This window comes from Streptantibioticus silvisoli (assembly GCF_027947535.2).
GTDB lineage: Bacteria > Actinomycetota > Actinomycetes > Streptomycetales > Streptomycetaceae > Streptantibioticus_C > Streptantibioticus_C silvisoli.
The window spans coordinates 26,257-51,164 of record NZ_JAAGKO020000052.1; the positions used below are offsets into that span (position 1 = coordinate 26,257).

The window sequence follows — 24,908 nt, forward strand, 5'->3', positions numbered from 1 at the left end:
GGTGTTGGTGAATTCCGGTGTTGGGGTGTGGGGGTCAGTATGCGGAGTTCACGTTGTCCATGGAGCCGTAGCGGTGGGCGGCGTAGTTGCAGGCGGCGACGATGTTGGCGACGGGGTTGTAGATGTTTTTGGAGGTGCCTGCGACGTGGTAGGTGGCGAAGGTCGGGGGGATGACCTGGAGCAGTCCCTTGGAGGGGATGCCCTTCTGGGCGTTGATGTCCCAGTTGTTGATGGCGTGGGGGTTGCCGCTTGATTCGCGCAGGGCGTTGCGCTTGATTCCGTCGTAGCTGCCGGGGATGTGGTGCTTGTGCATGACGGACAGGGCCTGGTGTATCCAGCCGTTGAGGTTGTTGGGGGCGCTGGTGGTCCTGGCGGCGGTCTTGAAGCCGATGGACTTGTGGGCGGGGTGCCGCTTGGCGGTGTGCGCCGTGGTGGTCTTGGCGTGTGTCTTGGTGTGCGTCTTGGCGTGGGTCTTGGTGTGGGTCTTGGTGTGCTGGGTGGTGGTGTCGAGCAGGTGGATGGTGAAGTCGGTGTTGGTGGTGCTGATGTTCTTGGTGTGCTGGGCGGTGGGGGTGCCGGTGTGCTGGGGGGCGGGCGCGGCTTGTGCCGAACCCGGCACCACCGCGCCGGCCAGAATCGAGGCTCCCACGACTGCGATGCCGGCCGCGGACAGCTTCTGCTTCCGGGTCATGCGGGCGGTCTGGTCGCGAACGGTTCGGGTGGCGCGGGTGAAGGTGGCGGGAATGGGCATGAAGTCTCGTGTCCTGTCCAGTCGGGTCGCAGAGGCCATTTGGCGTTTCGCTGTGTTGCAGCACAGTTCTCTGCGGCTCGCCCATTCTTAGCGATCGGAAAAACGGCAGGCAATTGTGTGATGTACGACCCGTGGTAGTTGAGGGGTGGCTCGTGCTTATTGCGGTGGCGTGTTTATGTGCTCGTTACGCCTTTACATGTCCTTCATGTCTGCCGGGTGGGTACTACGTGGCTTCGTGTGTGACGTGGGTCCTGTCGGGGGCGTCACACGGGAGGGGGTTCTCCCTTGCCGAACGTGAGGGTGTGAACGCGATGGGTGCCGACATTTCACGGGGTTTCGGTTGCGGAGGTGGCGGAGCGGTGGCCGGCTCGGCTCCTGACCCGAGGGGGCTGCCCGAGCGCGCGCCGCCGTACGCCGACCTGTCGCGCAGTCCCGCTACCCCGTGTCCGATCCCGGCTTGCCGATCAACGATTCCCGGACTGCCGGTCAACGAGTAATGTGCCCTGGCCTCGGTACGGATCTGATCCCATGGAGTCCGCATGTACGCACGTCCCCTCGGTCCCGGAGCGCGGCTTGCCCCGCTCGAGCCCCGGCGGGCGGCGGAGTTCCTCGCCAACCTCGACCGGTGTCGTACCCACATCGCGCCGTGGGTGGGCCGTAGCTTCGTCGCCACGGACCTGGAGTCCGCCGAGGCCGTGCTGCGCCGCTACTGGGACGCCGAGGCGCTGACGGGCGCCGGCATCCGCGGCATATGGCTGGACGGGGTCCTGGTCGGCGGCGTCATGTTCGTCTCCGTCGACACCGCGACAGGCGTGGCCGAGGTCGGCTGCTGGCTGGAGCCCGCGGCCGAGGGGCGCGGGCTGGTCACCCGGGCGGCCGGGCTGCTGATCGACTGGGCCTTCAGTGACCTGGGGGTCGACCGGATCATCTGGCACACGCTGTCCGCCAACGTCCGGAGCATCAGTACGGCCCGCCGTCTGGGCCTGACCTTCCAGGAGGCGGACGACTCCGGGGACGTACCCATGGAGATCTGGTCGACCACCAATGAGGTCTGGCGCGGTCGGCGACCGGCTGACGCGCCTGACGCGGCTGGCACGGCTGAGTCCGTCTCGGACGAGGAGCGGATCGACGCCCTCGCTGCGGAGTTCTTCGACGCCTTCACCAACGCCGGCCGATCGGTGGACCTGTTCGCGCTGGAGTCCTCCTTCCTCCCGGGGGCCCAGGTCGTGAGCCACGCTGAACCCGTGAGGGTCGAGTCGCTGGCCGATTTTTTGACCCCACGTCAGATTCTGCTCAGCAGTGGAGAGTTGACGGACTTCAAGGAGTGGGAGACGAGCAGCACCACCCTGGTCTCCGGGAACGTCGCGCAGCGCCTCGTCCGCTATGCCAAGTCCGGCGTCCTGCGGGGCGTCCCCTTCGCCGGGCGCGGGACGAAGTCCATGCAGCTGGTGCGGACGCCTGCGGGCTGGCGCTTCGCGGGCATCGCCTGGAGCGACGACACGGACGACAGCGGCGACAGGGGCGACAGCGGTGGGTGAGCCCGGGCGCGACGTCGTGCCCCCGTCCGGCACCGCCGCGATCCCGTTCGCGTCGCACCCCGGCCCCCTCCGGGCCGCCCCCGGCGCCGAACCCGGCCACGATCCGCTCCGCGCCCCCACGTCCGCCTGCTCCCCCCGCACTCAACCGCTCCCCGCCCCCACGCCCGACGTCCGACTGCTCCTCGCCCCCAACGCCCGCCCCGATCCCGCCCCCGCCCCCACCCGCCGCAGGCTCCGCGCGGAGCAGACGGGCCACGGGGAAGACGGACCACAGAGAGGGCGGATCGCGGCGATGACGGACCGCAGCCGTACCCGATGATCTCCGTCGCCCCTTGTTTGCTTCTGTTATTTTTTGATAGGAGCATTGACGAAGAAATAAACATGAAAGGACACTGTGCACCATTCCTCCTGAGGCGAAGGGTGCGTCAACCGTGTCGCGAATAACGAGACTTGCCCCGTTGTGGGTGCTTGCGCTGCTGGCCGCGCTACTGGCGGTGGTCGCGGCTCCGGAGGCTCATGCCGCGTCCACGACGGCGGTGACCGTGGACGGCAGCCAGAGCGGGCGGACGTTCGACGGGATCGGTGCGATCAGTGGTGGCGGTGGCAACTCCCGTCTGCTGACCGACTATCCCGCGGCGCAGCAGTCGCAGATCCTGGACTACCTGTTCAAGCCGGACTACGGCGCGAACCTGCAGATCCTCAAGGCGGAGATCGGCGGCGACGCCAACTCCACCGACGGTTCGGAGCCGTCGATCGAACACGTCAAGGGGCAGATCAACTGCAACGCCGGTTACGAGTTCTGGCTGATGAAGCAGGCCAAGGCCCGTAACCCCAACATCAAGTTGTACGGTCTCGCGTGGGCCGCGCCCGGCTGGATCAACGGTGGTTTCTGGTCGACGGACACGATCAACTACCTGATCTCGTGGCTGGGTTGTGCCAAGCAGGACGGTCTGTCCATCGACTACCTCGGTGGCTGGAACGAACGCGGGCACGACGTCAACTGGTACATCCAGCTGCGCTCGGCCCTGAACGCCGCCGGCTACTCCGGCGTGCAGATCGTCGGCGACGACAGTGGCTGGAGCGTGGCGGACGACATGGCGTCCAACTCCGCGTTCAACAACGCCGTGCAGGTCATCGGCGCGCACTACCCGTGCGAGGGTGGCGACGGCGGCGATGCCGACACCTGTTCCAGTACCGCCAACGCCAAGAACAACGGCAAGCCGCTGTGGGCCAGTGAGAACGGCTCGCAGGACATGAACAGCGGTGCCCCCGCCCTGATCCGGTCCATCACCCGCGGCTACGTGGACGCCGACATGACGGGGTACCTCAACTGGCCGCTGGTCGCCTCGATCTACTCCAACCTGCCCTACAACACGGTTGGGCTGGCGACCGCGAACTCGCCGTGGTCGGGCAACTACAGCGTCGGGGAGAACACCTGGGCCACCGCGCAGGTGACCCAGTTCGCCCAGCCGGGCTGGAAGTTCATCGACTCCGGATCGGGGTACATCGGCGGGTCGGAGTCCAACGGCAGCTATGTGACGCTGAAGTCGCCGAACGGCACGGACTACTCCACCGTGCTGGAGACGACGACCGCCACGGCCGCGCAGACGGCGAACTTCACCGTCAAGGGCGGGCTGTCCACCGGCACGGTCCACGTGTGGGCCACCGACGTCAACAACCCGAACCCCGCGACCGACTTCGTCCACACCCAGGACATCACGCCCAGCGGCGGCACCTACTCGCTGACCATGCAGCCGGGCTACATCTACACCGTCACCACCACCACCGGTCAGGGCAAGGGCACCGCCACCGCTCCCGCGGCGCACGCGCTCGCCCTGCCCTACAGCGACAACTTCGACGCCGACGCCACGAACACCGAGGCGAAGTACCTGTCGGACATGCAGGGTTCCTACGAGGTGCGGCCGTGCGCCGACGGCCGGTCGGGGCAGTGCGTGCAGCAGGTGACCCCGGTCAAGCCGATCGAGTGGCAGGACGACTCCGACGCCTTCTCCCTGCTGGGTGATCCCAGCTGGTCGAACTACACGGTCAAGACCGATGTCGACCTGCAACAGGCCGGTACCGTGGAACTGCTGGGCCGGGCCAACACCCAAAACCGCCCGCAGAGCCACCAGGCCGCCTACGAGCTGCGGGTGACCGACACCGGGGGCTGGTCGATCGTGAAGAGCACCAGCGCCGGGAATCTGAGCACCCTGGCCTCCGGCAGCCACGCGGCCCTGGGTACCGATTCGTGGCACACCGTCTCGCTCGGGTTCTCCGGTGATCAGATCACCGCGACCCTGGACGGGACCACGCTCGGTACCGTCACCGACTCCTCGTATCTGACCGGGCAGGTCGGGATCGGCGTGGTCGGCTACCAGACCGACCAGTTCGACAACCTGTCCATCACGCCCAACCCGGCCGGCAACATCGGTGGCGTGCTGAAGGGTTCGCAGTCCGGGCTGTGCGCCGACGTGACCGGCCAGAGCCAGGCCAACCTGACCCCGGTCCAGCTGTGGGACTGCACCGGCGGCGCCAACCAGAGCTGGACGGCGACCCCGTCCGGACAGCTCACCGTCTACGGTTCCAAGTGCCTGGACGCCAACGCCGGCGGCACGGCCGACGGCACCGCCGTCCAGATCTACGACTGCAACAACACCGGTGCCCAGCAGTGGACGGTCAACTCCAACGGCACCGTGGTCAACACCGCCTCGGGCAAGTGCCTGGACGCCACCGGGGGAGGCACCACCGCGGGTACCGCGCTGGAGTTGTGGACGTGCAACGGCGGCAGCAACCAGGTCTGGGCGCGCGGCAGCGTCTCCGGTCCGCTGCGGGGCAAGGGGTCGGGCCGCTGCGTCGACGTCCCCGCGGCCAGCGAGGACAACGGTGCCCAACCCGCGCTGTGGGACTGCAACGGTGCGAACAACCAGACCTGGACGTCCACCGGCAGTAACCAGCTGACGGTCTACGACAACAAGTGCCTCGACCTCATCGGTGGCGGCACGGCCGACGGCACCGGCGTCCAGATCTACGACTGCAACGGCACGAACACCCAGCAGTGGCGGGTCAGGGCGGACGGCACGGTCGTCAACGTCGCATCGGGCACCTGCCTCGACGCGACCGCCGGCGGGACGGCCGACAACACCCCGCTGGAGATCTGGAGTTGCAACGGCACCAGCAACCAGAGCTGGTCACGTACCTGAGCCGACCCGACCGGCCGACCGGCCGAAAGGCACAGCACCGCTGGTCCGCCGCGCATGCCGCGGCGGACCAGCGGGGGTGCGAAGGTGTCAGGCGACCCAGGGACTGGTCAGGGCGAACACGGCCGAGCCGTCGGCGTCGGCGAGTTTCGGCGCGACGAACGCACGGGCGGCGTCGGAGGTCTGGACGCGCAGGGCGGGCCGTTCGGCGGTGAGGGCCGCGACGACCGCCGCGGCGGCGTCGGCGGCGGACTGGGCGTTGGCGAAGGCCCCGGCGGTGCGGGTCAGGTAGGCCTGGGCCGCGGGAGCGTACGGGCCCATGCGGTCCGTCAGTTCCTTCTGGTCGGCGGGGATTCCCACGTTCGCGACGAACTCGCTGGCGACGGCCGCCGGTTCGACGATGATGACGCCCACTCCGACGGTGGCGGCGACCGGCGCCAGCGCCTCCATGTACCCCTCGACGGCGAACTTCGCTGCGCAGTAAGCCTCGTTGAACGGCTGTCCGATCACGCCGCCGACGCTGGAGACGGTCAGCACACGGCCGCCGGTGGCGCGCAGGTGCGGCAACGCCGCGGCGGTGGCGTTGAGTACCCCGAAGAAGTTGACTTCCATGACGCGCCGGGCGACGTCCACCCCGTCCGTCTCCAGCGTGCCGACATGGCCGGAGCCGGCGTTGTTGATCAGCGCGTGCAACGCGCCGTGGTCGGCCACCACCCCGTTCACACACTCCGCCACGGAGGCGGGATCGGTCACGTCCAGCGGACGCACCTCGATGAGCTCGCCCACTCCCGCGGACTCCGCGGCCTTGCGCAGCCGGTCGGCCTTGGCGACGTCCCGCATGGTGGCGACGACCCGCCACCCGGCGTTCGCGGCTCCCAGCGCCGTCTCCAGGCCCATCCCGGTGGAAGTGCCGGTGATCAGGACGATCTTGCCGTTCATAGAACCTCACATCATCAGGGCGCAGGCCCTCGGATCGAAGCGGTCCGGCCTCGGGTCGGTCACGTCCACCGACCATGCCTCTTCGAGTGGGCTCGAAGGCAAATCGCCACGAGGTCCGGCCTCGGCAGGTCGGTTGGGACGGGCCCGACGGGCTGCCGGGACTGCGAAAGTACCCGCTGCGCCGACCGCGCGGGGCCGAAGACGGCCGGCGAATGTGCTCAGCCGCGCGAGGCGAGCCAGGCGTCGTGGGCGGCCTCGGCGACCGCGAGATCCTGCCAGGCCATCCCCACGCCCTTGAAGACGCCGATCCCCTCGGCGGGCGGCAGCGCGGCCAGGTCGGCCACGGTGACCAGCCGGTCCGCGCGCAGGGCGCCGGCCGCGACCGCCATGACGACGTCGCCGGCCTCACGCAGCGCGGTCGGCGCGTCCTCCACCACCACGCGGGACGCCCGGGCGAAGACCGCGTCGTCGAGTTCCCTGGCATCGGGTTCGTGCGAGCCGACGGCGGCGACGCAGGCGTGGCCGGCCAGCAGACGCCCGTCGAAGACCGGTCCCCGCGCCGACGTCGCGCACACCACGATGTCGGCCGACGCGACGTCCTGCGGCGCTCCGACGACCGCGTTGACGCCCTCGGCGCGCAGCTGGCCGACGAACGCGGCGGTGCGGTCGTGCCGACGCCCGACGACCGAGACCTCGCGGAGCTTGCGGACCGCGGACACCGCGTGCACGTGCCCCCACGCCTGCGGTCCGGTGCCGAAGACCACCAGGAGGCCGGCGTCCTCGACCGCCAGCTCCCGTACCGCCAGCGCGGACAGGGCCGGGGTGCGCAGCGTGGTGAGCGTGGTGCCGTCGACGAACGCGCGGGGGGTGAGGGTGTCGGCGTCGAACAGCACGTAGACGGCCTGGATGCGCGGCAGGCCCGCCGCCGGGTTGTCGGGCGCGACGGCGGCCAGTTTGACGCCGACGGCGGTCGCGTTGGCGGCCGGCATCAGCAGCAGGTGACCGCCGGCCGCCGGTACGGCGGTGCGCGGGGTGTGGTCGCCGACCCCGCGGGCCAGCGCCGACTCCAGGGCGAGGACGGCCGTGTTCCACGACACCAGGGACATCAGGGTCGCGCCGTCGATGTAGGGCGGGGCCGTCATCATGGTTCCTTGTCGCAGGCGGGATCGGGAGCCTTGCCCGGCCACCCGCATCAGTAATATATTACATAGCACTGAAATCGCACCGGGAGGAACGGTCATGACGGTCGGTCCGGACGCATGAGCGCGACGGTGCGACCGGCGGATCCGGCCGGGGAGTTCGACGTTCCTCCCCTCGGCGGCGGACGCAACCTGCGCCAGCGCGTCGCCGACGTCCTGCGCGCGGCGGTGATCGCCGACCGGATGCGGCCGGGTCACGTCTACTCCGCCCCCGCCCTGGCCCAGCGCTTCGGCGTGTCGGCCACCCCGGTGCGCGAGGCGCTGCTCGACCTGTGCAACGAGGGGCTGGTCGAGCCGGTGCGCAACAAGGGGTTCCGGGTCGTCGAACCGTCCGGCAAGCAGCTCGATGACCTCACCCGGTTGCGGACGCTCATCGAGGTGCCCACCGTCGCAGGCCTCGCCGCCGATGCCCGCGACGCCACCCGGGACGCCGTCAACGGGCTCCGCCCGGTCGCGCGTGACCTGGTCCGCGCGGCGCGCGACCGCGACCTCGTGGCCTTCCGCGATCTCGACCGCGCCTTCCACCTCTCCCTCCTCGCCCTCGCCGGCAATCCCGCGCTCGTCGAGATCGCCGGCAACCTGCGGGCCCGCAGCCGCCGCGCCGGCCTCGACCACGACGGCCTCATCGCCTCCGCGCAGGAGCACGAGGCCGTACTCGACCACGTCCTGCGCGAAGACCAGGCAGCGGTCGCTGAGTTGATGACCCGTCATATCAGCCGGCTCCGCGATGTCCGAGCGGGCGGGTCCGGCCACTCCTGACCGCGGCGACCGTCACCGGTTCGGCCAACGCCTGCGCGGGGGAGTCGAGTTGGCAGGCCGGGGTGCCGGGACGCGCGCTCCGTCGAAGAGAAGACGCCGTCGGTGTTCGTGGCGCCTGCCCGTGTCGTAACCCGACCGTCGTGTCGCACCCGGCCGTCCCGGGCGTCCGGAGAGCGGATCTGCTGCCGGGGGCGCCGTCAACGGATGCCGTGGAGCAGGCGGACGGACACCAGGTCAGGGGGGATGGCGGCCGCCGGGGCACGGCGTTTCGCGGTCGCGCCGGCCTGGCGACACGATGGCCGGGCGGCGCGCGGAGGGAACTGTTCCGGGCGGTTCTTTTTCGGTCGGGGGGTTGACGCGAGACATTGGTCCAGGCCAATTTAGGGGTGAGCGGTCACCGGAGCACGCAGCTCGTGTCCTGCGTCGTGCGGGCCAAGTGCTGGGTGTTCACGGTCGGTCCGCCCGTCGGCCCCCACGCCGGCGCACCAGACAACCCGTGCCCGAACGGTGTCCTCGACCCCCGTTCCGGCATGGGTTTCCCATACCCCCACAGCTGGAGTACGCCCATGCCCGAACGCTCCATCGGTTCCCGGTCCCAGCGTCGCGCCCGGCGCCGGACGGTCCGTACCGCCACCGCCATCGCTGCGGCCGTACTCGCCGCCGGGTCCGCCCTGCTCTCCACCGGGACCACGACCGCGCAGGCGGCCGGCGGATTCGGGACCTTCGCCCCGTACGTCGACCTCTCGCTCTACCCGCAGTACGACCTGGCCTCCAGCGCCGCGACCGAGGGCACCAAGTACTTCAACCTCGCGTTCATCACCGACGGTGGCTCGTGTACGCCGAAGTGGGCCGGCGTCACCGACCTCACCGACTCGGCCACCGTCGCCGACATCGCGGCACTGCGCTCGGCGGGCGGTGACGTGCGGGTGTCGTTCGGCGGCGCCAGCGGCAACGAACTGGCCGCGGGCTGCAGTTCGGCAGCCGACCTGGCCGCCGCCTACCAGAAGGTGATCGACCAGTACTCCCTGACCTACATCGACTTCGACGTGGAGGGCGGGGCGCTCACCGACACCGCGTCGGTCGACCGCCGCAACCAGGCGATCGCCATCCTGGAGCAGAACAACCCCTCACTCCAGGTCTCCTACACGCTGCCGGTGCTCCCCACCGGTCTGACTTCGGACGGCGTCAACGTCCTGGCCAGCGCCAAGACCAACAACGCCACCATCGCCGCGGTCAACGTCATGGCGATGGACTACGGGTCCTCCTTCCCGGCGGACATGGCGCAGAACGCCATCGACGCGGCCACCGCGACCCAGGGCCAGGTCAAGTCGGTGTGGACCGACCTCACCGACGACCAGGCCTGGTCGAAGATCGCGGTCACGCCGATGATCGGCGTCAACGACGACAGCGCCGAGACGTTCACCGTGGCCAACGCCTCGACCCTGGTGTCCTTCGCCCAGAGCAAGCACCTGGCCTGGCTGTCGTTCTGGTCCGCCACCCGTGACCAGCCGTGCCCCGGCGGCGCGCAGGACTCCGCGTCGGCCACCTGCTCGTCGATAGACCAGACCGCCGGTGACTTCGGCAAGGCGATGAGCGCCTACACCGGCTGACCACCACGCCGACAGCCGGCGGGTCGAGGGACGTTGCCAGTGCGCGACGCCCCTCGACCCGCCGGCGGCGTTCGTCAGCCGCCGGGCCCGTTCCCGTCCTCGCTCATCGGACCTGGCGGGTCCTGACGCCGTCGGCCTCGAAGTCGTAGACCGTCCGGTTGACCCGCAGACCGTCGACAGCGCCGACCCACACGAAGTCAGGGCCCTTGCCCACCGCGACGGAGTAGATGGTCGGTGCCGGCCCTCCGTCGTTGAGCGCGGCCTTCACCTGCTGGAAGGTGCACGGGGTGTTCTGGTTGCAGCCGGTCACCAGGCCCGCGTTGCCCGTGAGGAACCAGGTGCCGGTCGTGGTGGCGTCGAGGTACGGACTCCAGCGGTCCGTCACCGGGGACGCGTCCGGGACCCACACCATCGTGGTGTAGTGGTTGGTCGGGTTGGCGGTGAGGTTCGGCTCGATCTCGAACCTGATGCTCGGCAGGTTCCGCGCGCCGGCCGCGCCACCGCCGCCGTAGGCGATGTTCTCACTGGTCTGGAAGACGTGGAACCCGACCTGGTTCAGGCCCAGGACCGGGTCGCCGTAGAAGTCGACCTCGTTGCCGAAGTCGACCTTCTCGCTGGGCGGATTCAGCGTGGTGGAGTGGTCGGCCACCTCGATGCCGAGGCTGCCCTGCCCGTAGGGCGGCCTGGCCGAGGGCCCCTGCACGCCGAACGAGCCGAACGGGCCGTTGCGCAGCGCGGCGACCGGGGAGCCGACGGTGTTGCGGGTGATCACGCCCCAGTGGTCCGGCCGCGTTCGGTTCCCGCCCCCGTGGGCGGAGGCCGATCCTGGAACGGCCGAGATGACGATCGCGGCCAGCGCGGTGGCCGCGATCGCCATTTTCTTGCTCATGCCGAGGCGAGAGTGCACCCTCAGTCCTTCCTGGTCGTCGAAGGGCCGGAAAAGCGCCGGAGCCGGGCCGGCGCCGCCCACGTCAACGTAATCCGCGCCGTGCCGCGCACAGCGGCGGCATGCGCGTCCCGCGTCGTCATTGACCCCTCCGGCTCAGTGGGCCTCCCGGCCCGGCACGACCACGCCCGGGCCGCCCGGGCCAGCCGCGCAGCGGCGGCGGCGCGACCGGGTATCGGCGAGGGCGCAGCCCGTACCGCCAGCGGTGCGACCGCGCTCGCCGGCCGAAGCACCACACCCCGAGGGTCCCGATGCCCTTCGGGGTGCGGTGTGCGTCCGTTGCCGATCCGCCCCCGGCGTCCGGTCAGCGGGGGTCCAGGCCCGCCAGCATCTCCGGCAGGTCCCGGCTGTGGATGACCCCGAGGCTCTTCGTCGCGCGGGTGAGCGCGACATAGAGGTCGTTCACGCCGCGAACGTGTGCGGCGATCAACTCCGTGGGCTCCACGACGAGGACCGCGTCGAACTCCAGCCCCTTGGCCTGGGCCGCCGTCATCAGGACGACCGGTGACTCCAGTGCTGACGGATCATCAGTGGCGGTGACGCCGTCCAACTCGGCCAGCCCGTCGAGCAGTTCGACCGGCCAACCCGGGGCGTGGATGATCGCCATCCTTCTGCCGTCCAGTGCGGCGATCTCCTTCCGCACGGCGGCGCGCAGCGCCGGGCCCCGGTCGTCCTCGGGAATCCGCAGGCTCCACGGGCGGATTCCGCCGTCCCGCACCGCGCTGGGGGCGGTCAGGGCCGGGTCGACCGCCCGCAGGACACCCTCGGTGATCCGCATGATCTCCGCCGGCGTCCGGTAGTTGATGGTGAGTTCCACCGTGCGCCAGCGTCCGGCCGTGTACTCGTCGAGCGCCTCGCTCCAGGAACTCAGCCCGGCCGGCGCGCCGGTCTGCGCCAGGTCGCCCACGATCGTCATGGAACGGCCGGGGCAGCGCCGGGTCAGCAACCGCCACGCCATGGGGGACAACTCCTGCGCCTCGTCCACGATCACGTGCCCGAAGCCCCAGGTCCGGTCCTCCAGCGCGCGCTCGGCCAGCGGGCGCAGCGCCTCCTCACCGCGGTACTGGCTCACCAGCGTCTCCGCGTCGACCAGCCCGTCGCCGAAGTCCTCCAGAACGACCTTCGCGAACTCCAACTCCTCAGCTTCGGCGGCCACTTCGGCCTGGCGGGACGTGGTGCTGCCGGGCAGCGGGCCGAGCAGTTCCGCGGCCTCGTCGAGCAGCGGAACGTCCGCGGTGGTCCAGGGCACGCCCTCCCCGTCGGGGCCCGGGCCCTCGCGCAGGAGTGCGGCGCGTTCGGCCTCGGAGAAGTCCGGCATGGCTCCCGCCAGCAGTTCCGGGGAGCCGAACAGGGCGGTGAGCAACTGCTCCGGGCTCAGCAGCGGCCACAACTTCTCGGCCAGCGCCTGGAATTCGGGCTCGCCGACGAGCCGGTCGGCGAGGTTCGCCACGTCGTCCAGGTCCATCTTCCCGCCCTGGTCCCTGGCGATCCGCAGGGCCAGCTCCGAGGAGAGCCGCTCGACCAGGTCGGGCCGTGCCGCGTTGTGGGGTTCGCGGGACCTGTGCGCGGCGGCGTGGGCGCGCTCGCACAGGGCCCTGCTGATCTCCAGCTCCTCCTCGTGGGGCGATGTCCTGCCGACGGTGATGGTCCATGACGTCTCCGGCAACTGCCGCAGGCCGTCCAGCGCGGCGCCGAGTACCCGCGCCATCCGGGCGTCGCCCTTGACGGCCGCCGCCTCGGGCGTCTCCGTGTCGGTCCCGGTCACGCCCGGGTAGAGCGCGCCGATGCTGCTCAGCACGACCTCGCTCTCACCGAGCGCCGGCAGCACCTGGTCGATGTAGCGCAGGAACGTCGCGTTCGGCCCGATGACCAGCACACCGCGCTTGGCCAGCCGGTCGCGGTGGGTGTAGAGCAGGTACGCGGCGCGGTGCAGGGCCACCACGGTCTTGCCGGTCCCCGGACCGCCCTGCACGACCAGCACGCCGCCGAGCGCGGAGCGGATGACCCGGTCCTGCTCGGCCTGGATGGTGGAGACGATGTCGCCCATCCGCCCGGTCCTGGCCGCCGTCAGCGAGGCGAGCAGGGCGGTCTCCCCGCTCAGCTCGGAGCCGCCCCGGCCCTCCAGGGCACTCACCCCGAAGGCGTCGTCGTCGAAGTCGACGATGGTCCGGCCCTTGCTCCGCAGGTGCCGTCGTCCCGTCACACCGCCGGGCACGGTGGGCGTCGCCCGGTAGAACGGCTCCGCGGCCGACGCCCGCCAGTCGGTGAGGACCGGCTCGTGGTCCTCGTCCGCCAGGGCGATCCGGCCGATGTAGCGCCGCTCGCCGTCGGCGCTCTCGATCCGGCCGAAGCAGAGCCCGTACTCGGCGGCGTGCAGTTCCGACAGCCGGCGGACGTGGTGGATCTCCAGCGTGTCGCGCTCCATGCGGGACTGGAACGTTCCACCCCTGTCGTGCAGGTGGATCTCGCGCAGCAGCGCCGTCGCGAGTTCGCGCTGGGTTTCGAGGTGGTCGTACAGCTCGGTGACGTACTCGTTCTCGGCCCGCAACTCCCGGGTCCGCCAGTTGTCGGAGGGCCGAGTACCGCCGGCGTCCAGGTTCGTCCCGTTTCCGGATCCGGCATCGACAGCTGAATGGGGTTCGGATGAGGACGATGACGGAGGGACCAAGGCTAGCTCCATTGACTCAGGACTCACAAACGATCGAGCAATTCGAGGCGGCGGTGGAAAGGCCGCCATTCACAGCACACAACGGAACGGGGGACTGCACATAACGGAACGGGGGAACAGCACACAGCGGCACGGGGGACCGGGGCCCGCGCGGGTGGCGGGCCCGGCGGGGTGGGAACTCCTCACAGCATGATCGTAGAAGCCGGCGCTGTCGCTCCGCCGGTGAGGGCGGCACCGGTCGGCCGCCGCGGAACGCCTCCGAGTATGCCGGTATCCCCGAGCACGCCGGGCCGGCGGCGCGGCCCGGCCCGGCGCCGGGGGCCGTCCCCCGCTGCACGCTCCCACGGCGTTCACGCGGATACTTCACGGTCCGACGGGGCCCACGCGGACTTGGGCACCCCTCGCTGACCGGCCGCGTCGCGCAATCGTGCCGGTGTCCGGTCGCGCCGCGAACTCTTTCGGCAGCGGGCGAACGTCGGGCTTGATCCACGCGTCGGCCCGGATGCGTCGGCCCGGATGCGCCGGCGGTGGGTGGCACGGCGACGGTGGAGTGAGCCGGCGGCGCGCACCCGTACCCCCGCACCCCCGGGCCCTCGCCTCGGCACCCCAACACCCCCGCACCGAGCGACCGCGACCGCGCCGCGAGTCCCGTCAGCGGTTCGACGTCCCCACGCGATCCGTACGTCGACAACAACACCCGCATGCCGTGACTCTCATTTCCGCGATTTCTGGCCTGGCCCGGAGATTCTGCGGCATGACCGGGGCCTTGCCGCAAGCCCCCCTGTGCGATATAAATTGAGAATGGAGAGGAACAGATATTCTCCTCCCCATTCCTCTCTCTATCGCTTCGTCGGCTCTTCGGCGAGCTCCGCGGCAAGTTTTTCGGCGAGGCCGGCGTGAGGTTCGGCGGCCGGAGTTCGTGGAAGCGCTGCGGCACGTATCGCCACGCGTCGTACCAGAACATGCCGGGCCGCACCGGCCCCCGATACAACGAAACGCGTCGCACCGCACCGCCCCCGTCGAACCGGAACGCACCGCACCGGTCCTGCAGCCGCCGTCGACGTCACCGCGTCGGTACGTCGCCGCGTCAGGTGCGGGAGAAGCCGGCCCAGCCGTTCAGCACGAAGTCCTCGCCGCTGCGGCGGACTTCGGTCGCGCCGTGGCCGGGGAAGTGCGCGGGGACGACCAGGGCGTTGCTGTCCGCGGCCTGCCCGAGGACGCTGCGCCTGGTGGCGGCCGCCTGGGCGGGGTTGTCGCAGAAGCAGCTGTTGCAGTCGGGCCGCAGGATCTGCACCGGGCTGTGCAGGATGTCACCGACGAAGACGGCGCGGTCCGTTCGCGACGCGAGGTGGAGCACCGACGATCCGGGGGTGTGCCCCGGCGCGGCGCGGAGGACCAGGTTGCCGTCGACGCGGTACGTCCCGTCCCACAGCAGCGCCTGGCCGGCCTGGTGGATCGGGGCGATGCTGTCGTTGAACACCAACTCGCTTCCCTGCCACCGCGAGCGTTCGTGCTCGTCCCGGGGCGGGCGGCCCGGCCCCGGCCCCCGCGGGTCGAAGTAGAGGTTGTCCGCTCGGGGGACGAGGTAGGTGGCGTTGGGGAACGTCGGCACCCACTCACCGTCCCGCAGCCGGGTGTTCCAGCCGACGTGGTCGTAGTGGATATGGGTGTTGATGACGACGTCGACGTCCTCCGGCCGCACGCCGGCCGCGGCCAGCCGGTCGAGGAAGGTGGTGCGCAGTCCCGCGAACAGCGGCACCTGGGGGCGGTCGCGGTCGTTGCCGACGCCGGTGTCGACCAGGATGGTCCGTCCTTCGCTGCGCAGCACCCAGGTCTGGACGTTGGCCAGACAGGCGTCGTCCTCGGGGCGCCAGAAATCCGGCGCCAGCCATGAGCTGTTCGCGCGCCACAGGTCCGGATCGCTGTCGGGAACGACGAACCCGGCCGTGGAGATCGGACCGCCCCACTCCACGACCCTCGTGATCTCCACGTCTCCCAGCGAGATGCTGTCCGTACTCATGCTGTCGCCCTCAGGTGTTCGCGGTGTCGTGCCCGTCGTGCTGCGCGGCGGGCACGCTGGCTGTGATCAAGCGTACGAAGCACCACTGCGCATATGAATGCTTCTGAAGCGCAATCCCATGCTTGATCCGCTCACCCTGTTACGTGAACGTAGAATCCCGATATGGATGTGCTCAGCGACGCGATCGCCACGATGCGCACCGGTGTGCCGGTACTGAACCGGGCCCGGCTGGGCCGGGGAGGGTGGCGGTTCGCGCCGTACGACGGCACGGGCTTCCACATCGTGCTCGACGGGCGCTGCTGGCTGCTGCCGGACAGCGGCGAGCCGGTGGCACTCGGCGTCGGTGACGTCGTACTCCTCGCCCGAGGTCAGGGCCACGCCCTGGCCTTCGGCGACACGGAGGCTCCCTCGCGCCGGCAGACCCTGTTGTTCGACGAGTGGAACAGCGAGCGGGTGCGGCGGGAACCGGCCGCGTCCGACGCGACGACCGCGGTGCTGTGCGGCAAGTACCGGCGCGACGGCTCCCGCCCCCATCCACTCCTGCGGGAGCTGCCGGAGGTGCTCCGCGTGCCCTCCGGGATGGGCCGGCACGTCGAACTGCGGTGCGCGGTCGACCTCTTGGCCCGGGAGGCCGGCGCTCCCCGCACCGGAGGGCAGTCGCTCGTGGCGAGCCTGCTGGACGTCGTCTTCGTCTACCTCCTGCGTGCCTGGCTCGACGACTGCCCCGCCGTCGCGGCCGGGGCCGGCTGGCGACGTGCGTTGACCGACCCGGTGTGCACCGTGGCGCTGGACGCCATGCACGGTGACCCGGCCTTCCCGTGGACGCTGGAAGGGCTGAGCCGCCTCGCCGGGGTCTCGCGCGCCACGCTGTCGCGACGGTTCACCGCGCTCGCCGGGCAGTCCCCCATGGCGTACCTGACGTGGTGGCGCATGGCGACCGCGGCACGCCTGCTGAACGCGTCGGACGCCCCGCTCACCGAGATCGCCTCCCGGGCGGGGTACGGCTCGGCCTTCGCCTTCTCCCACGCCTTCAAGCGGGAGTTCGGCCAGGCACCGAACCGGTATCGCCGGGAGGCACGGTCTGGTTGACGGTTCGTCAGGGTGGTGCCGTCGGGGGGTGAATTCCGGTTGCGGCGGCGGGAGTTGTCGGGGTCGGATGTGGTGTGGGGAGGCCGTGGTGTGTCGGCAAGCGCCGTCGCCCCGCTGCTGGTCAGGGGGCCGGTGTCTTCTTCGGCGGGGCCGGTGACTGCATATTCGCGCAGCGCCCGCAGGCTGTTGATCACGATCCGCTGCCAGGTGTGTACACCATGCGCATGGCCGACTGTTGGCTTGGGCAGGCCCGCGAAGTCAACTCATAAGATCATGTTTAAAGCTTGGTAGTACCCCGCTGTACGCTTCGCCCACGGCTGAAGAGCTGACGATGCTTTGGGTAAAGCTCATGGGACGGGTGGATTCGCAGTGGGGGAACGGCGGCTCGTGACCGGCGAGCGAGCACGGGGCAGGGACAGGGGCACGGACCCGGCGGATCGGTGGCGCCTGTCGGTCTTTCACCTCGTCGGTCTGGCGGCGGGCGGCGTGCTCGGCTCCGGCTGGGTCACCAGTGCCTCGAAGGTCGAGGGGGCAGCCGGTACGAAGTCGTGGCTGGTCTGGCTCGTGGGCGGTCTGCTGATGTTCGTCATCGCGTGGGTCATGGTCGAGCTCGCCCAGGACGCTCCCAAGACGGGCGGTCTGATCTTTCTCCCTCTGCAGACCAGCGGCCCGTTGGTGGCCACGGTCGTCGCCGCCGGCCTGTGGATCTTCTACCTCATCAACCTCGTCGCCGAGGCGGTCATGATGGCGCACGACTTGTCCTGGTGGAAAGGGGCGCACGTCACTAACGGAACCTCGTTGACGACTCCTGGCTGGCTGCTCGTCCTGGCAGGCATGGTCGTCATCTACGCGCTGAACCTGCTCCTCCCGCGGATCTTCTTCCGCGTCAACTCCTGGATCACGGTACTGAAGATTGTCATCATCGTCATCACCGTGCTTCTGCTGGCCGAGCAAGGTCACCACTCGATATCCAGCGGGCTGACCGAGCACGGCTGGATCTCGGCGCTGACCTCAGTGGTCGGCAGCGGTGTGATCTACACCTACGTGGGTTTTCAGGGTCCGCTGGACTTCGCCGGGAACGTTCAGCGGACCGCGGGGCGCTGGCGCCACGGCGCACGACGGCCGGCGGTTGGTGACGATCCGGTCCGGGAACGCGCACGGGAGGTCAGCCGGTTGAGGTGGGCGGTGCTGGGAACCCTCGTCGGCTCCGTGCTGCTGTATGAGGCACTGCAGTTCGCCTATCAGCACAATGTTATCGGGACGGGCAGCAACAACGGCATGCCCACCATCGCCGACGTCGTCCAGGATCACCAGGCCGGGGTTCTGAGAGTGGTGTTCCACGTCGCCGGTGTGCTGGCCCCCCTGGGCGCAGGGCTGGTCTTCGCTCACGCGCTGACCCGGGAGGTCGCCGCGCTGGGCCGGGCCCACCTCACCCACCGCGGGTTGCAGACCGCCCGCCGGACGACGATGGGCCGGCACCACGGGATCTACTGGCTGGTGCTGCTGGTGAACCTGTGCATCGGGGTGGTCATCCTGTGCCTGGAGCGGGGCAACATAAGTAACCTGATGGCCGTCACGGGGGTGCTGGCCCTGATCGTCTACGCCATGCCGGCCGTGGTGCTGGTGGCTCAGCGGAATCGGCTCGTGACCCGCTCCAAGCGGCGGCGCGTCGTGCAGTGTGTGCTGGCCCGAGTGAGCTTCGCCCTGATCGCGCTGGTCCTGTACCTGACGGGCTGGCCGGACGTGTGGCGGGGCATGGTCGCTCTCGCGGTCGGCTGCGTGCTGCTCCTGGGCCTCCCGCTGGTGTCCTTGCGCTGGCCGGGGTTCGGACGGTTCTACGACGCGAAGGCCCACGCGCTGTTGTTCCGGCGCTGGCGGCACGACGCCGCGGCCAAGGCGGCGCTGATACTTCTCGGGTACCTCGCGGCGCTGACCCTCCTGACGCTGTGGGGCAATGCCGCTCCCAGCACCCTCAGCACGCCGGGCAAGCAATCGAATCCTTCTTACCACACGAAGACCAAGGTCCTCGGCGGTGCGACCGTCGTCGTCGCGATGGTCGCCTTCCAGGCGCTGGTCGTCACTTCGCAGCAGTTCCTCACGGCGGCTGACGGATCGCGGCGGCTTCCGGCGCCGGCTACCGCAGCAGTCTGACGAAGTCGGCCACCCGGCCGTGGAAGTCCGGCCCCTGGAGCGCGGTCACCGCGGCGCCGCGGTGACCGGCGTCGGACCAGCGCCCGAGGGTGTTCGTCAGCAGGTTCTCCAGTTCGGTCCCGGGAAAACCGTGTTCCGTCAGGCACCGGACGATGACGCGCATGTCCTCGGGGGTCATGCGCTGCTCGTCCTCCATGCACCGTTCGAGAAGGTCGGCGGCGTCGCCCACCAGGCCCGCCTCGTTCAGTCGCGCCGCGGTCCGCGCTATGACGCCGGCTGATTCACCCCGGTGCCACTGGGCGTCGTCCGGATCGGCGAGCTGTTTGCAGGCGAGGAAGACCGCGGTCCTCGGATCGGTGTCGTGCGTGTCGCGCAGTGCCTGGATGTACTGGGCGAACTGTTCGGGTTCGACCGAGCGCCGGAGCATTTCGTCGGCGAGAATCGTGGCGATCTTCTGCTCGGCGCTCCTGCGGCGGCGCGGATGCGTGATCCTGCGCAGCAGTTGGACCATCTCGTCCCCGGACCGGCCCTTGACGTGCACGGCCGCCACCTCCCACAGCTGTTGCCGGCACTCGTCGGTGACGCTGGTCCGGTCGAGATGACTGTCGAAGAGCACCAGTTCCGTAAGGGAGCGCGGCCCTCGGTCCGGCTTGTTCCCCCGGGCCGCGATGTCGGCGAGGAACAGCTGGGTCGAGCCCTTCAGCAAGGGTGCGTCGTGCCACCTCTTGACGAGGCCGGCCAGCTTGTGGGGGTCTTCGATCGACGCGGCGCACCTTCGCAGTTCGCCGCACGCGTCGGACCCGTTGGAGGCCAGCAGGCGGCAGATGGCGATGATGTCGTCGGACTCCAGCCTCTCGCTGACGTACTCGACGATCTCGCCTTTCCTGCCCTCTCCCGCCTGGTCACTGTGGAGTACCCCGGCGATGATCCGGCGGAGGAACTCGAAATCCTCGTGGCGGTTCAGCTGATGGGCGACCCAGTCCGCCAGGAGTGACTCGGAGGGGCTGATCGTGCGGAGGGCCTGGGCGAACTCGACCGCGTCGGCGTCGTCCGGCAGTCCGCCGTTCGCTTTCAGGTCGAAGTGTCGCAGCGTCTCGCGCATGACGGCGTCGGCCTCCGCGGGACATCCCAGGAAGAGCAGCGCGACGTACAGCCGCGCCCGGTCGAGTTGGGTGCGACCCGAGTCCGGCGAAGTGAACCGCTGGATCGTCCAGTCGACCACCTGCTGCGCTTCGGTGTCCGCGCTGCCGTGTCTCCCGGAGTTCTTGCAGGCCTGAAGGAATTCGGCGATGTCCAATGCGGGACGCTGGCCTGCGACATCGTGCACGACGTTCCGCACGAGTGTCGCCGTTCCGTCACCGTCGTCCCGCGCTTCTCCCCCGGCGGTTCCGCGGTCGGTCTTCAACTGTTCGATGACGAGTTCTGCCGCTTCCTGGGGAGTGCGGCGCAGCGCGGCCGTGGCGATGGCTTGGAAGGTGTCGTCGGAGTTCTTGAAACAGGCTGCGAACGCCACGAGTTCACCGACCGGTCGGCTGATGGCGAACTCGCGCATGGCGAACATGGACATGGCGGGCATCGGGGCTGCTCCGGCCGTTCCCTCCCGCATCCCCTTCAGGGTGTCGTTGAAGAACGAGACGTCGACCGTGGAGACCCATGCGAGGCTCTCGCGGCTCCACGGCCCCTCGACGGCCTCGCTTTCGGCGGGCTGTTCGTCGCTCATACCGGCCGTCCCCGGCGATGCGCCGCTCGGCTCAGGAAGCGCACGAAAGTCTCGGAGTTGCGGTAGGTCCTGCTGGCCTCCGCCTCGACAAGCCGGGCCAGTTCCGAGCATTCCGGGTCCCGCCTGGCCCGCAGGAGGGCGACGACGTCGCCGGCCATCCCCTCGTCCCGCAGCAACTCCGGCAATCTGGTGGCCCGGCCGAACTTGAGGGCGTCGATCCATGCGGCGGGACCCTGCGGGGCGACATCCTCGATGCGACGGCCGTGTTCCATGCGATTGGGGAAGATCGGGATGTTCTCGTTGGCGTCGTTGAGCACCATCTTCGGCATGGGGTGATCCGTTCGACAGGTCTTCATGCTGTGCTTGACCGCCTCACGCAGCTGGCCGATGGTGAAGTGCTCCACGTTGGCCGTCGTTCCGGTTTGCAACAGGTGCAACAGGTGCCCGCTGAACGGGGTGCAGGCCGAGAAGGCCGGAGGGAGCGCGGCGCATCCGTCGGCCGGTGCGAAGTGCCCGGAGCCGCCGCCCTTGAGGGCGGCGAAGACGCAGGTGCCGCTCTGCGGTTCGCCGAGAACCTCCAGCCGCGCCGCGCTGTCCTCGACGCCACCGCCGAGCGCCGGCAGGAGGTCGGAGTAGCAGCAGTCGGCGATCAGCACCTTCAGCCCCGCGCCCGCCTTGCGCATGACGTGGTAGAAGTACGAACTCGACAGCCACTTCCAGGGTTTGCTCGCCTCCGAGGTGCCGACGGCGAAATGCACTTCCTTGGTCGGCAGGTCCTTCCAGTGCATCCCGTGGCCGACGTAGACCACCATGAGGCGGTCCTTGGGCCCGGTCCCGGCGGCTGCCTGCTCCAGGGCGTCCATCACTGCGTTGGTGGTGGCGACCTCCTCGCCGGACAGCACCCGGCAGCCGTCCGGCCCCAAGGAGGAGTCCTGCCGGAGGACCGCACCGTACTGGAGCGCGCTGGCGGTGATCGTCGGATGGCTGTCCAGTTCCGAGCCGGGACCGTAGTCACCCACCCCGATGACGAGCGTCCGGTTGGCCACTTCAGCCCTCTGCGGGGCCGTCGCTCGCCGTGGTCTCCCCGAGTTCGGGCACCGGCTCCATCTCGACCGACACCTCCGGGGGCTCCAGGTACTCGGAGGTGAAGCGCCGGAGCACCTCCTTCACCTTCTCGAACGCGTACTCCGCGACCAGCTCGCCCGTTTTGCCGACGATCGTGGCCAGGAAAAGGTCCTCGAGCGTGCCGAGCACCGGTGCCCGTTCACCCTCGGGCTGCTCCCGGATCCAGGTCAGGCCGGTCTCCGCGGTGAGTGCTTTGTACAGGCGGTCCGGATCGTCCAGGCTGTTCAACCCGCTGACCCGCACCGAAATCTTCTTGACCATGCCCGCGCCCCTGTCGAGGAATGCCTCTGTACCGCGACCAGCGTACCGACTGCCCGTGGGTCCTCACGCCGAGCGGTGCCCCAACTGCGTTGACATCAAGGGGAGTTAAGGCTGATCGGTGTTCCCATCCAGGTGTGGGAACGCGTCCCGGCCGGCACCGCGCCGGTCGGTCCGGCGGGCTCGCGGGGCGTCGTTCACCGGTTCGCGCGCGGCGGGCGACGGGAGCCGGGGCTTGCCACGGACCGGGGTGCCTGGTGCCGCCGGGGGAGAAAGCGGAACGCCCGGACCGGGGACCGGGGACCGCCCCGACCGGGTCGCAGCCGTCGGGGCAACACCCCCCTCACCCACGCCGGCCCGGTCGTCGTCGCGACGGTGAACGGCGGGGCCTACGCGCCGATCGCACGGTTCAGCCGGTGCCGGATCGGTTCCACTTCGCCGGTGTCCGCGGGGAACGTCGCGGTCAGGTCCGCCAGGGCGGTCAGGGTGTCCGTGATCCGGTACTTGCCGGGGTTCGCTGCCAGCAGGAGTTCCGTTTGGTCCATGGCCGCCGGCCAGTCGCGCAGCGCGCACAGGACGGCCAGCAGGCTCGCTCTGCCGTCGATGGTGTCGGTGCCTTCTCCGGCCACCTTGTCTGTCAGGATTCGCTCCGCCGTACGCCACTGTTCGCAGCTCTCGTCGGACTTCGTCAACCGCAGAACGATTCCGTATTCGTAGCGGGATGCGGCGTCGTCGGGCTTGAGTCGGGTGGCGTGCCGCAAGTCTGTGAGGGCTTCGTCGTAGCGGCCGAGCAGTCGGCAGGTCCGTCCGCGGCCGGTGATCGTCCAGGTGTTCTTCGGGTCGAGTCGGGCGGCGCGCTGGAAATCGGTGAGGGCTTCGTCGTAGCGCCCCAGCAGCCGGTAGGTCTCTGCGCGGCTGGTGATGGCCCAGGTGTAGTTGGGGTCGAGCTGGATGACGTGGTTGAGATCGGTGAGCGCTTCGCCGTAGCGGCCCATGGCCCGGAAGGTCTCCGCCCGATTGGCGATGGCCCAGGTGTAGTCGGGGTTGAAGTGGATGACCTGGTTGAGGTCGGTGAGGGCCTCGTCGTACTGGCCCAGCAGCCGGTAGGTCTCTCCGCGGTTGGCTATGGTCCAGGTGTGGTTGGGGTCGAGTTGGATGGCGCGCTGGAATTCGGTGAGAGCTTCGTCGTAGCTGCCCATGGCCCGGTAGGTATCTCCGTGGTCGGCGACAGCCCAGCGGCTGTCGGGATCGAGTCGAAAGTGCGTTGGGTGACTCGATGGGAAGGGGTGAGGGTGTTGTCGTGGTGACCCGTGACTCGTGGCCCGGAAGACTTATCCGCGGCCGGTGACGGGCCAGGTGTGTTGGGGGGCGGGTGGGATGGCCTTCGGGAAAACGTCGGGGGTTTCGTCGTGCCGGCCGGTGACAAGGTGCACCCATCCGCGGCCCGATAAGGCGCGAGTGAGGTTCGGACCCGGGCTCAGGGCCGGGTTGCGGCCGGTGAGGACGGTTTCGCAGCGGCCGTGAGCGCGATGTCCGCGCCCGCGGCCACCACGGCCGAGGATCGTCGCCGGGGTGGTGATACCGGGGATGGTGAGCAGCAGGGGCAGGGCCGCAGTGGGTTCGGTGGTGTCCTCCCCGAGGCTTGCCCGGAGTCCGCGGGTGAGGTCGGCGAGGATACCGGAATCGGCGACACCGACGCCCCCGGTGGGTATCGGCGCCCGATGACGCAGGGTGGGGTCGTCCTGGCCGCACGCCCGGACGCTCTCGTTGACCGCGTGGGAAAGGGCCGGCACCGGGTCGGTGCACAGCCGGTGGCATGTCTCGCGGAGCCGGTGCTCCTGCCTGACGGTGTCCTGCCCGGCGACGTCCGGCCCGACGGCGTCCGCGCCGAAAGCGGCTGGTCGCAGGCCATGGCGGGCTTCGTGGGTCTGGCACCGCCGTCCGATTGCTCCTGCCGGGCGGGTGCGGTTCCGGCTCCGCCGGAGTGGGGAGCGGGCACACCGGGGGAGGGGCGTCGCGTCGCGTACGGCGGGGCGGCAACGGCGGTACGTGGTCCAGGAGTTGGGGCACGGTGACTTCTGCGGCCACTGATGGCCGCCGGGAACCGGAACGCTGCCAGCCACCGGGTGGACGTCCTCGTGCGGCCCCGATCCGGTTCTCGCTCGCCGTCCCGGTCGCACCGGCGTCAGCGCGCGCTCCGGCACCGGCGTCAGCAACGGCACCGGCATTTCCGGACGCACCGGCACCGGCACCGGCGGCGGTATCGGCACCGACGTCAGCATCGGTACCGGCGTCAGCACCCGCACCCCAAGCACGGCGCGCACCGGCGTCGGCAACGGCGCCCGCGTCAGCACCGCCATCGGCGCTCCCACCCGCGTCATCGCCCCGGCGGTCGGCGTCACCGGGCGCGTCACCGACCGCGCGTCGTCGTGGCTGCGGAACCGCGCGGCTACCACCGCCCGCAGACGGTCCGCGCCCCGGGGCGGCGAACGGTCGGCTTCACCGGCGCGGTAGCCCTGCCCGGGGCCGGCGCCGTGCCGCCGACGCGGGCGGAACCGTCCGTCAGGGCCTTCGGCCGGCACTCCGTCAGGCCGCACGGCGTCACCACCACCGCACCAGCGGCACGCAACCGGAACGATCTCATCGAACCTCTCCAACCGGCCCCAGAGGAAGGGCGATGACCGGGTTTTATCCCAGCGCACCACCGGACGGCCAATCACCACCCGAATGAGAAAACCGGAGCCGGGCCGTCTCCCGGTAACGGCCAGCGACGCTACGCGCGTCACGGAAGGATGGCGGACGCGCCGCACCGGAACCGGTGTCCCGGGTGGCGCCCGGCGCCCACCGCGACGGCATGCCACCGCCGACGAAGGCCGGCGGTGTTTCCGGCCGATGGGGCAGCCAAGGGCGGGCGAAGGCGGTCCAGTCGGAACGGCGC

16 protein-coding genes and 1 pseudogene are annotated in these 24,908 nt (G+C 70.1%); 6 read left to right on the forward strand and 11 right to left on the reverse strand.

Annotated features, from left to right (window positions below; genetic code table 11):
• Positions 1-34: 34 nt before the first annotated feature.
• Positions 35-691 carry a transglycosylase SLT domain-containing protein gene (locus POF43_RS27620; RefSeq protein ID WP_282704815.1) on the reverse strand — a complete coding sequence of 219 codons (657 nt, stop codon included), beginning with the start codon at positions 689-691 and terminating at the stop codon, positions 35-37.
• 599 nt (positions 692-1,290) lie between these two features.
• Here POF43_RS27620 and POF43_RS27625 point away from each other — a divergent pair.
• A complete protein-coding gene (locus tag POF43_RS27625; protein WP_271325897.1) occupies positions 1,291-2,289 on the forward strand; it encodes a GNAT family N-acetyltransferase in 999 nt (332 codons plus the stop codon).
• Positions 2,290-2,753: 464 nt separating this feature from the next.
• Positions 2,754-5,489, forward strand: coding sequence for a ricin-type beta-trefoil lectin domain protein (locus POF43_RS27630; protein WP_271322701.1), 2,736 nt, complete (start codon positions 2,754-2,756; stop codon positions 5,487-5,489).
• 87 nt (positions 5,490-5,576) lie between these two features.
• Here the strand turns inward: POF43_RS27630 and POF43_RS27635 are convergent, their stop codons facing one another.
• Both POF43_RS27635 and POF43_RS27640 read right to left on the reverse strand, forming a co-directional pair.
• Positions 5,577-6,425, reverse strand: a complete 849-nt coding sequence (locus tag POF43_RS27635) for an SDR family NAD(P)-dependent oxidoreductase (protein WP_271322691.1) — start codon at positions 6,423-6,425, stop codon at positions 5,577-5,579.
• 218 nt (positions 6,426-6,643) lie between these two features.
• Complete coding sequence (locus tag POF43_RS27640) at positions 6,644-7,570, reverse strand: ornithine cyclodeaminase family protein (protein WP_271322692.1); 927 nt, start codon at positions 7,568-7,570, stop codon at positions 6,644-6,646.
• Between the two features lie 114 nt (positions 7,571-7,684).
• Here POF43_RS27640 and POF43_RS27645 point away from each other — a divergent pair, with 114 nt between their 5' ends.
• Together POF43_RS27645 and POF43_RS27650 are read left to right on the forward strand one after the other, a co-directional pair.
• Positions 7,685-8,383, forward strand: coding sequence for a GntR family transcriptional regulator (locus POF43_RS27645; protein ID WP_271322693.1), 699 nt, complete (start codon positions 7,685-7,687; stop codon positions 8,381-8,383).
• A 566-nt stretch (positions 8,384-8,949) separates the two neighbouring features.
• Positions 8,950-9,993: a chitinase gene (locus POF43_RS27650; protein ID WP_271322694.1), complete on the forward strand. Its 1,044-nt coding sequence runs from the start codon at positions 8,950-8,952 to the stop codon at positions 9,991-9,993.
• 103 nt (positions 9,994-10,096) lie between these two features.
• On the opposite strand, the gene POF43_RS27655 is transcribed toward POF43_RS27650, so the two are convergent.
• The 3 genes from POF43_RS27655 to POF43_RS27665 all read right to left on the reverse strand — a co-directional run bounded on the left by POF43_RS27655 (position 10,097) and on the right by POF43_RS27665 (position 15,627).
• On the reverse strand, positions 10,097-10,882 hold the full coding sequence (locus POF43_RS27655; RefSeq protein WP_271322695.1) for a hypothetical protein: 786 nt from the start codon (positions 10,880-10,882) through the stop codon (positions 10,097-10,099).
• Between the two features lie 361 nt (positions 10,883-11,243).
• On the reverse strand, positions 11,244-13,487 hold the full coding sequence (locus tag POF43_RS27660; RefSeq protein WP_271322696.1) for a HelD family protein: 2,244 nt from the start codon (positions 13,485-13,487) through the stop codon (positions 11,244-11,246).
• Positions 13,488-14,694: 1,207 nt separating this feature from the next.
• Positions 14,695-15,627, reverse strand: a complete 933-nt coding sequence (locus POF43_RS27665; protein ID WP_271322697.1) for an MBL fold metallo-hydrolase — start codon at positions 15,625-15,627, stop codon at positions 14,695-14,697.
• 162 nt (positions 15,628-15,789) lie between these two features.
• Between POF43_RS27665 and POF43_RS27670 the strand changes: the two genes are divergently transcribed.
• Both POF43_RS27670 and POF43_RS27675 read left to right on the forward strand, forming a co-directional pair.
• Positions 15,790-16,716: an AraC family transcriptional regulator gene (locus POF43_RS27670; RefSeq protein ID WP_271322698.1), complete on the forward strand. Its 927-nt coding sequence runs from the start codon at positions 15,790-15,792 to the stop codon at positions 16,714-16,716.
• A gap of 387 nt (positions 16,717-17,103) precedes the next feature.
• A complete protein-coding gene (locus POF43_RS27675) occupies positions 17,104-18,867 on the forward strand; it encodes an APC family permease (protein ID WP_271322699.1) in 1,764 nt (587 codons plus the stop codon).
• Here POF43_RS27675 and POF43_RS27680 read toward each other — a convergent pair.
• From POF43_RS27680 to POF43_RS27700, 5 genes and pseudogenes are all read right to left on the reverse strand, one after another.
• Complete coding sequence (locus POF43_RS27680; protein WP_271322700.1) at positions 18,851-20,587, reverse strand: hypothetical protein; 1,737 nt, start codon at positions 20,585-20,587, stop codon at positions 18,851-18,853. The two genes, POF43_RS27675 and POF43_RS27680, sit on opposite strands and share 17 nt — an antisense overlap.
• Positions 20,584-21,633, reverse strand: coding sequence for a caspase family protein (locus POF43_RS27685; RefSeq protein WP_271315717.1), 1,050 nt, complete (start codon positions 21,631-21,633; stop codon positions 20,584-20,586). Before POF43_RS27685 ends, POF43_RS27680 begins: the two co-directional genes overlap by 4 nt.
• A gap of 1 nt (position 21,634) precedes the next feature.
• Entirely contained in the window at positions 21,635-21,973 is a 339-nt protein-coding gene (locus tag POF43_RS27690) for a hypothetical protein (RefSeq protein ID WP_271315718.1), read from the reverse strand.
• A gap of 386 nt (positions 21,974-22,359) precedes the next feature.
• Positions 22,360-23,181: pseudogene (locus tag POF43_RS27695) on the reverse strand (tetratricopeptide repeat protein); the annotation flags it as partial.
• A 120-nt stretch (positions 23,182-23,301) separates the two neighbouring features.
• A complete protein-coding gene (locus POF43_RS27700; protein ID WP_282704816.1) occupies positions 23,302-24,756 on the reverse strand; it encodes a hypothetical protein in 1,455 nt (484 codons plus the stop codon).
• Between the last annotated feature and the right edge of the window lie 152 nt (positions 24,757-24,908).

What these genes read in the sequence shown, in the direction of transcription:
- POF43_RS27640 (WP_271322692.1), bottom strand. Translation starts at nt 7,570, where the DNA reads ATGATGACGGCCCCGCCCTACATCGACGGCGCGACCCTGATGTCCCTG.
- POF43_RS27645 (WP_271322693.1), top strand. Translation starts at nt 7,685, where the DNA reads ATGAGCGCGACGGTGCGACCGGCGGATCCGGCCGGGGAGTTCGACGTT.
- POF43_RS27665 (WP_271322697.1), bottom strand. Translation starts at nt 15,627, where the DNA reads ATGAGTACGGACAGCATCTCGCTGGGAGACGTGGAGATCACGAGGGTC.
- POF43_RS27625 (WP_271325897.1), top strand. Translation starts at nt 1,291, where the DNA reads ATGTACGCACGTCCCCTCGGTCCCGGAGCGCGGCTTGCCCCGCTCGAG.
- POF43_RS27650 (WP_271322694.1), top strand. Translation starts at nt 8,950, where the DNA reads ATGCCCGAACGCTCCATCGGTTCCCGGTCCCAGCGTCGCGCCCGGCGC.
- POF43_RS27655 (WP_271322695.1), bottom strand. Translation starts at nt 10,882, where the DNA reads ATGAGCAAGAAAATGGCGATCGCGGCCACCGCGCTGGCCGCGATCGTC.
- POF43_RS27635 (WP_271322691.1), bottom strand. Translation starts at nt 6,425, where the DNA reads ATGAACGGCAAGATCGTCCTGATCACCGGCACTTCCACCGGGATGGGC.
- POF43_RS27670 (WP_271322698.1), top strand. Translation starts at nt 15,790, where the DNA reads ATGGATGTGCTCAGCGACGCGATCGCCACGATGCGCACCGGTGTGCCG.
- POF43_RS27620 (WP_282704815.1), bottom strand. Translation starts at nt 691, where the DNA reads ATGACCCGGAAGCAGAAGCTGTCCGCGGCCGGCATCGCAGTCGTGGGA.
- POF43_RS27680 (WP_271322700.1), bottom strand. Translation starts at nt 20,587, where the DNA reads ATGAGCGACGAACAGCCCGCCGAAAGCGAGGCCGTCGAGGGGCCGTGG.
- POF43_RS27690 (WP_271315718.1), bottom strand. Translation starts at nt 21,973, where the DNA reads ATGGTCAAGAAGATTTCGGTGCGGGTCAGCGGGTTGAACAGCCTGGAC.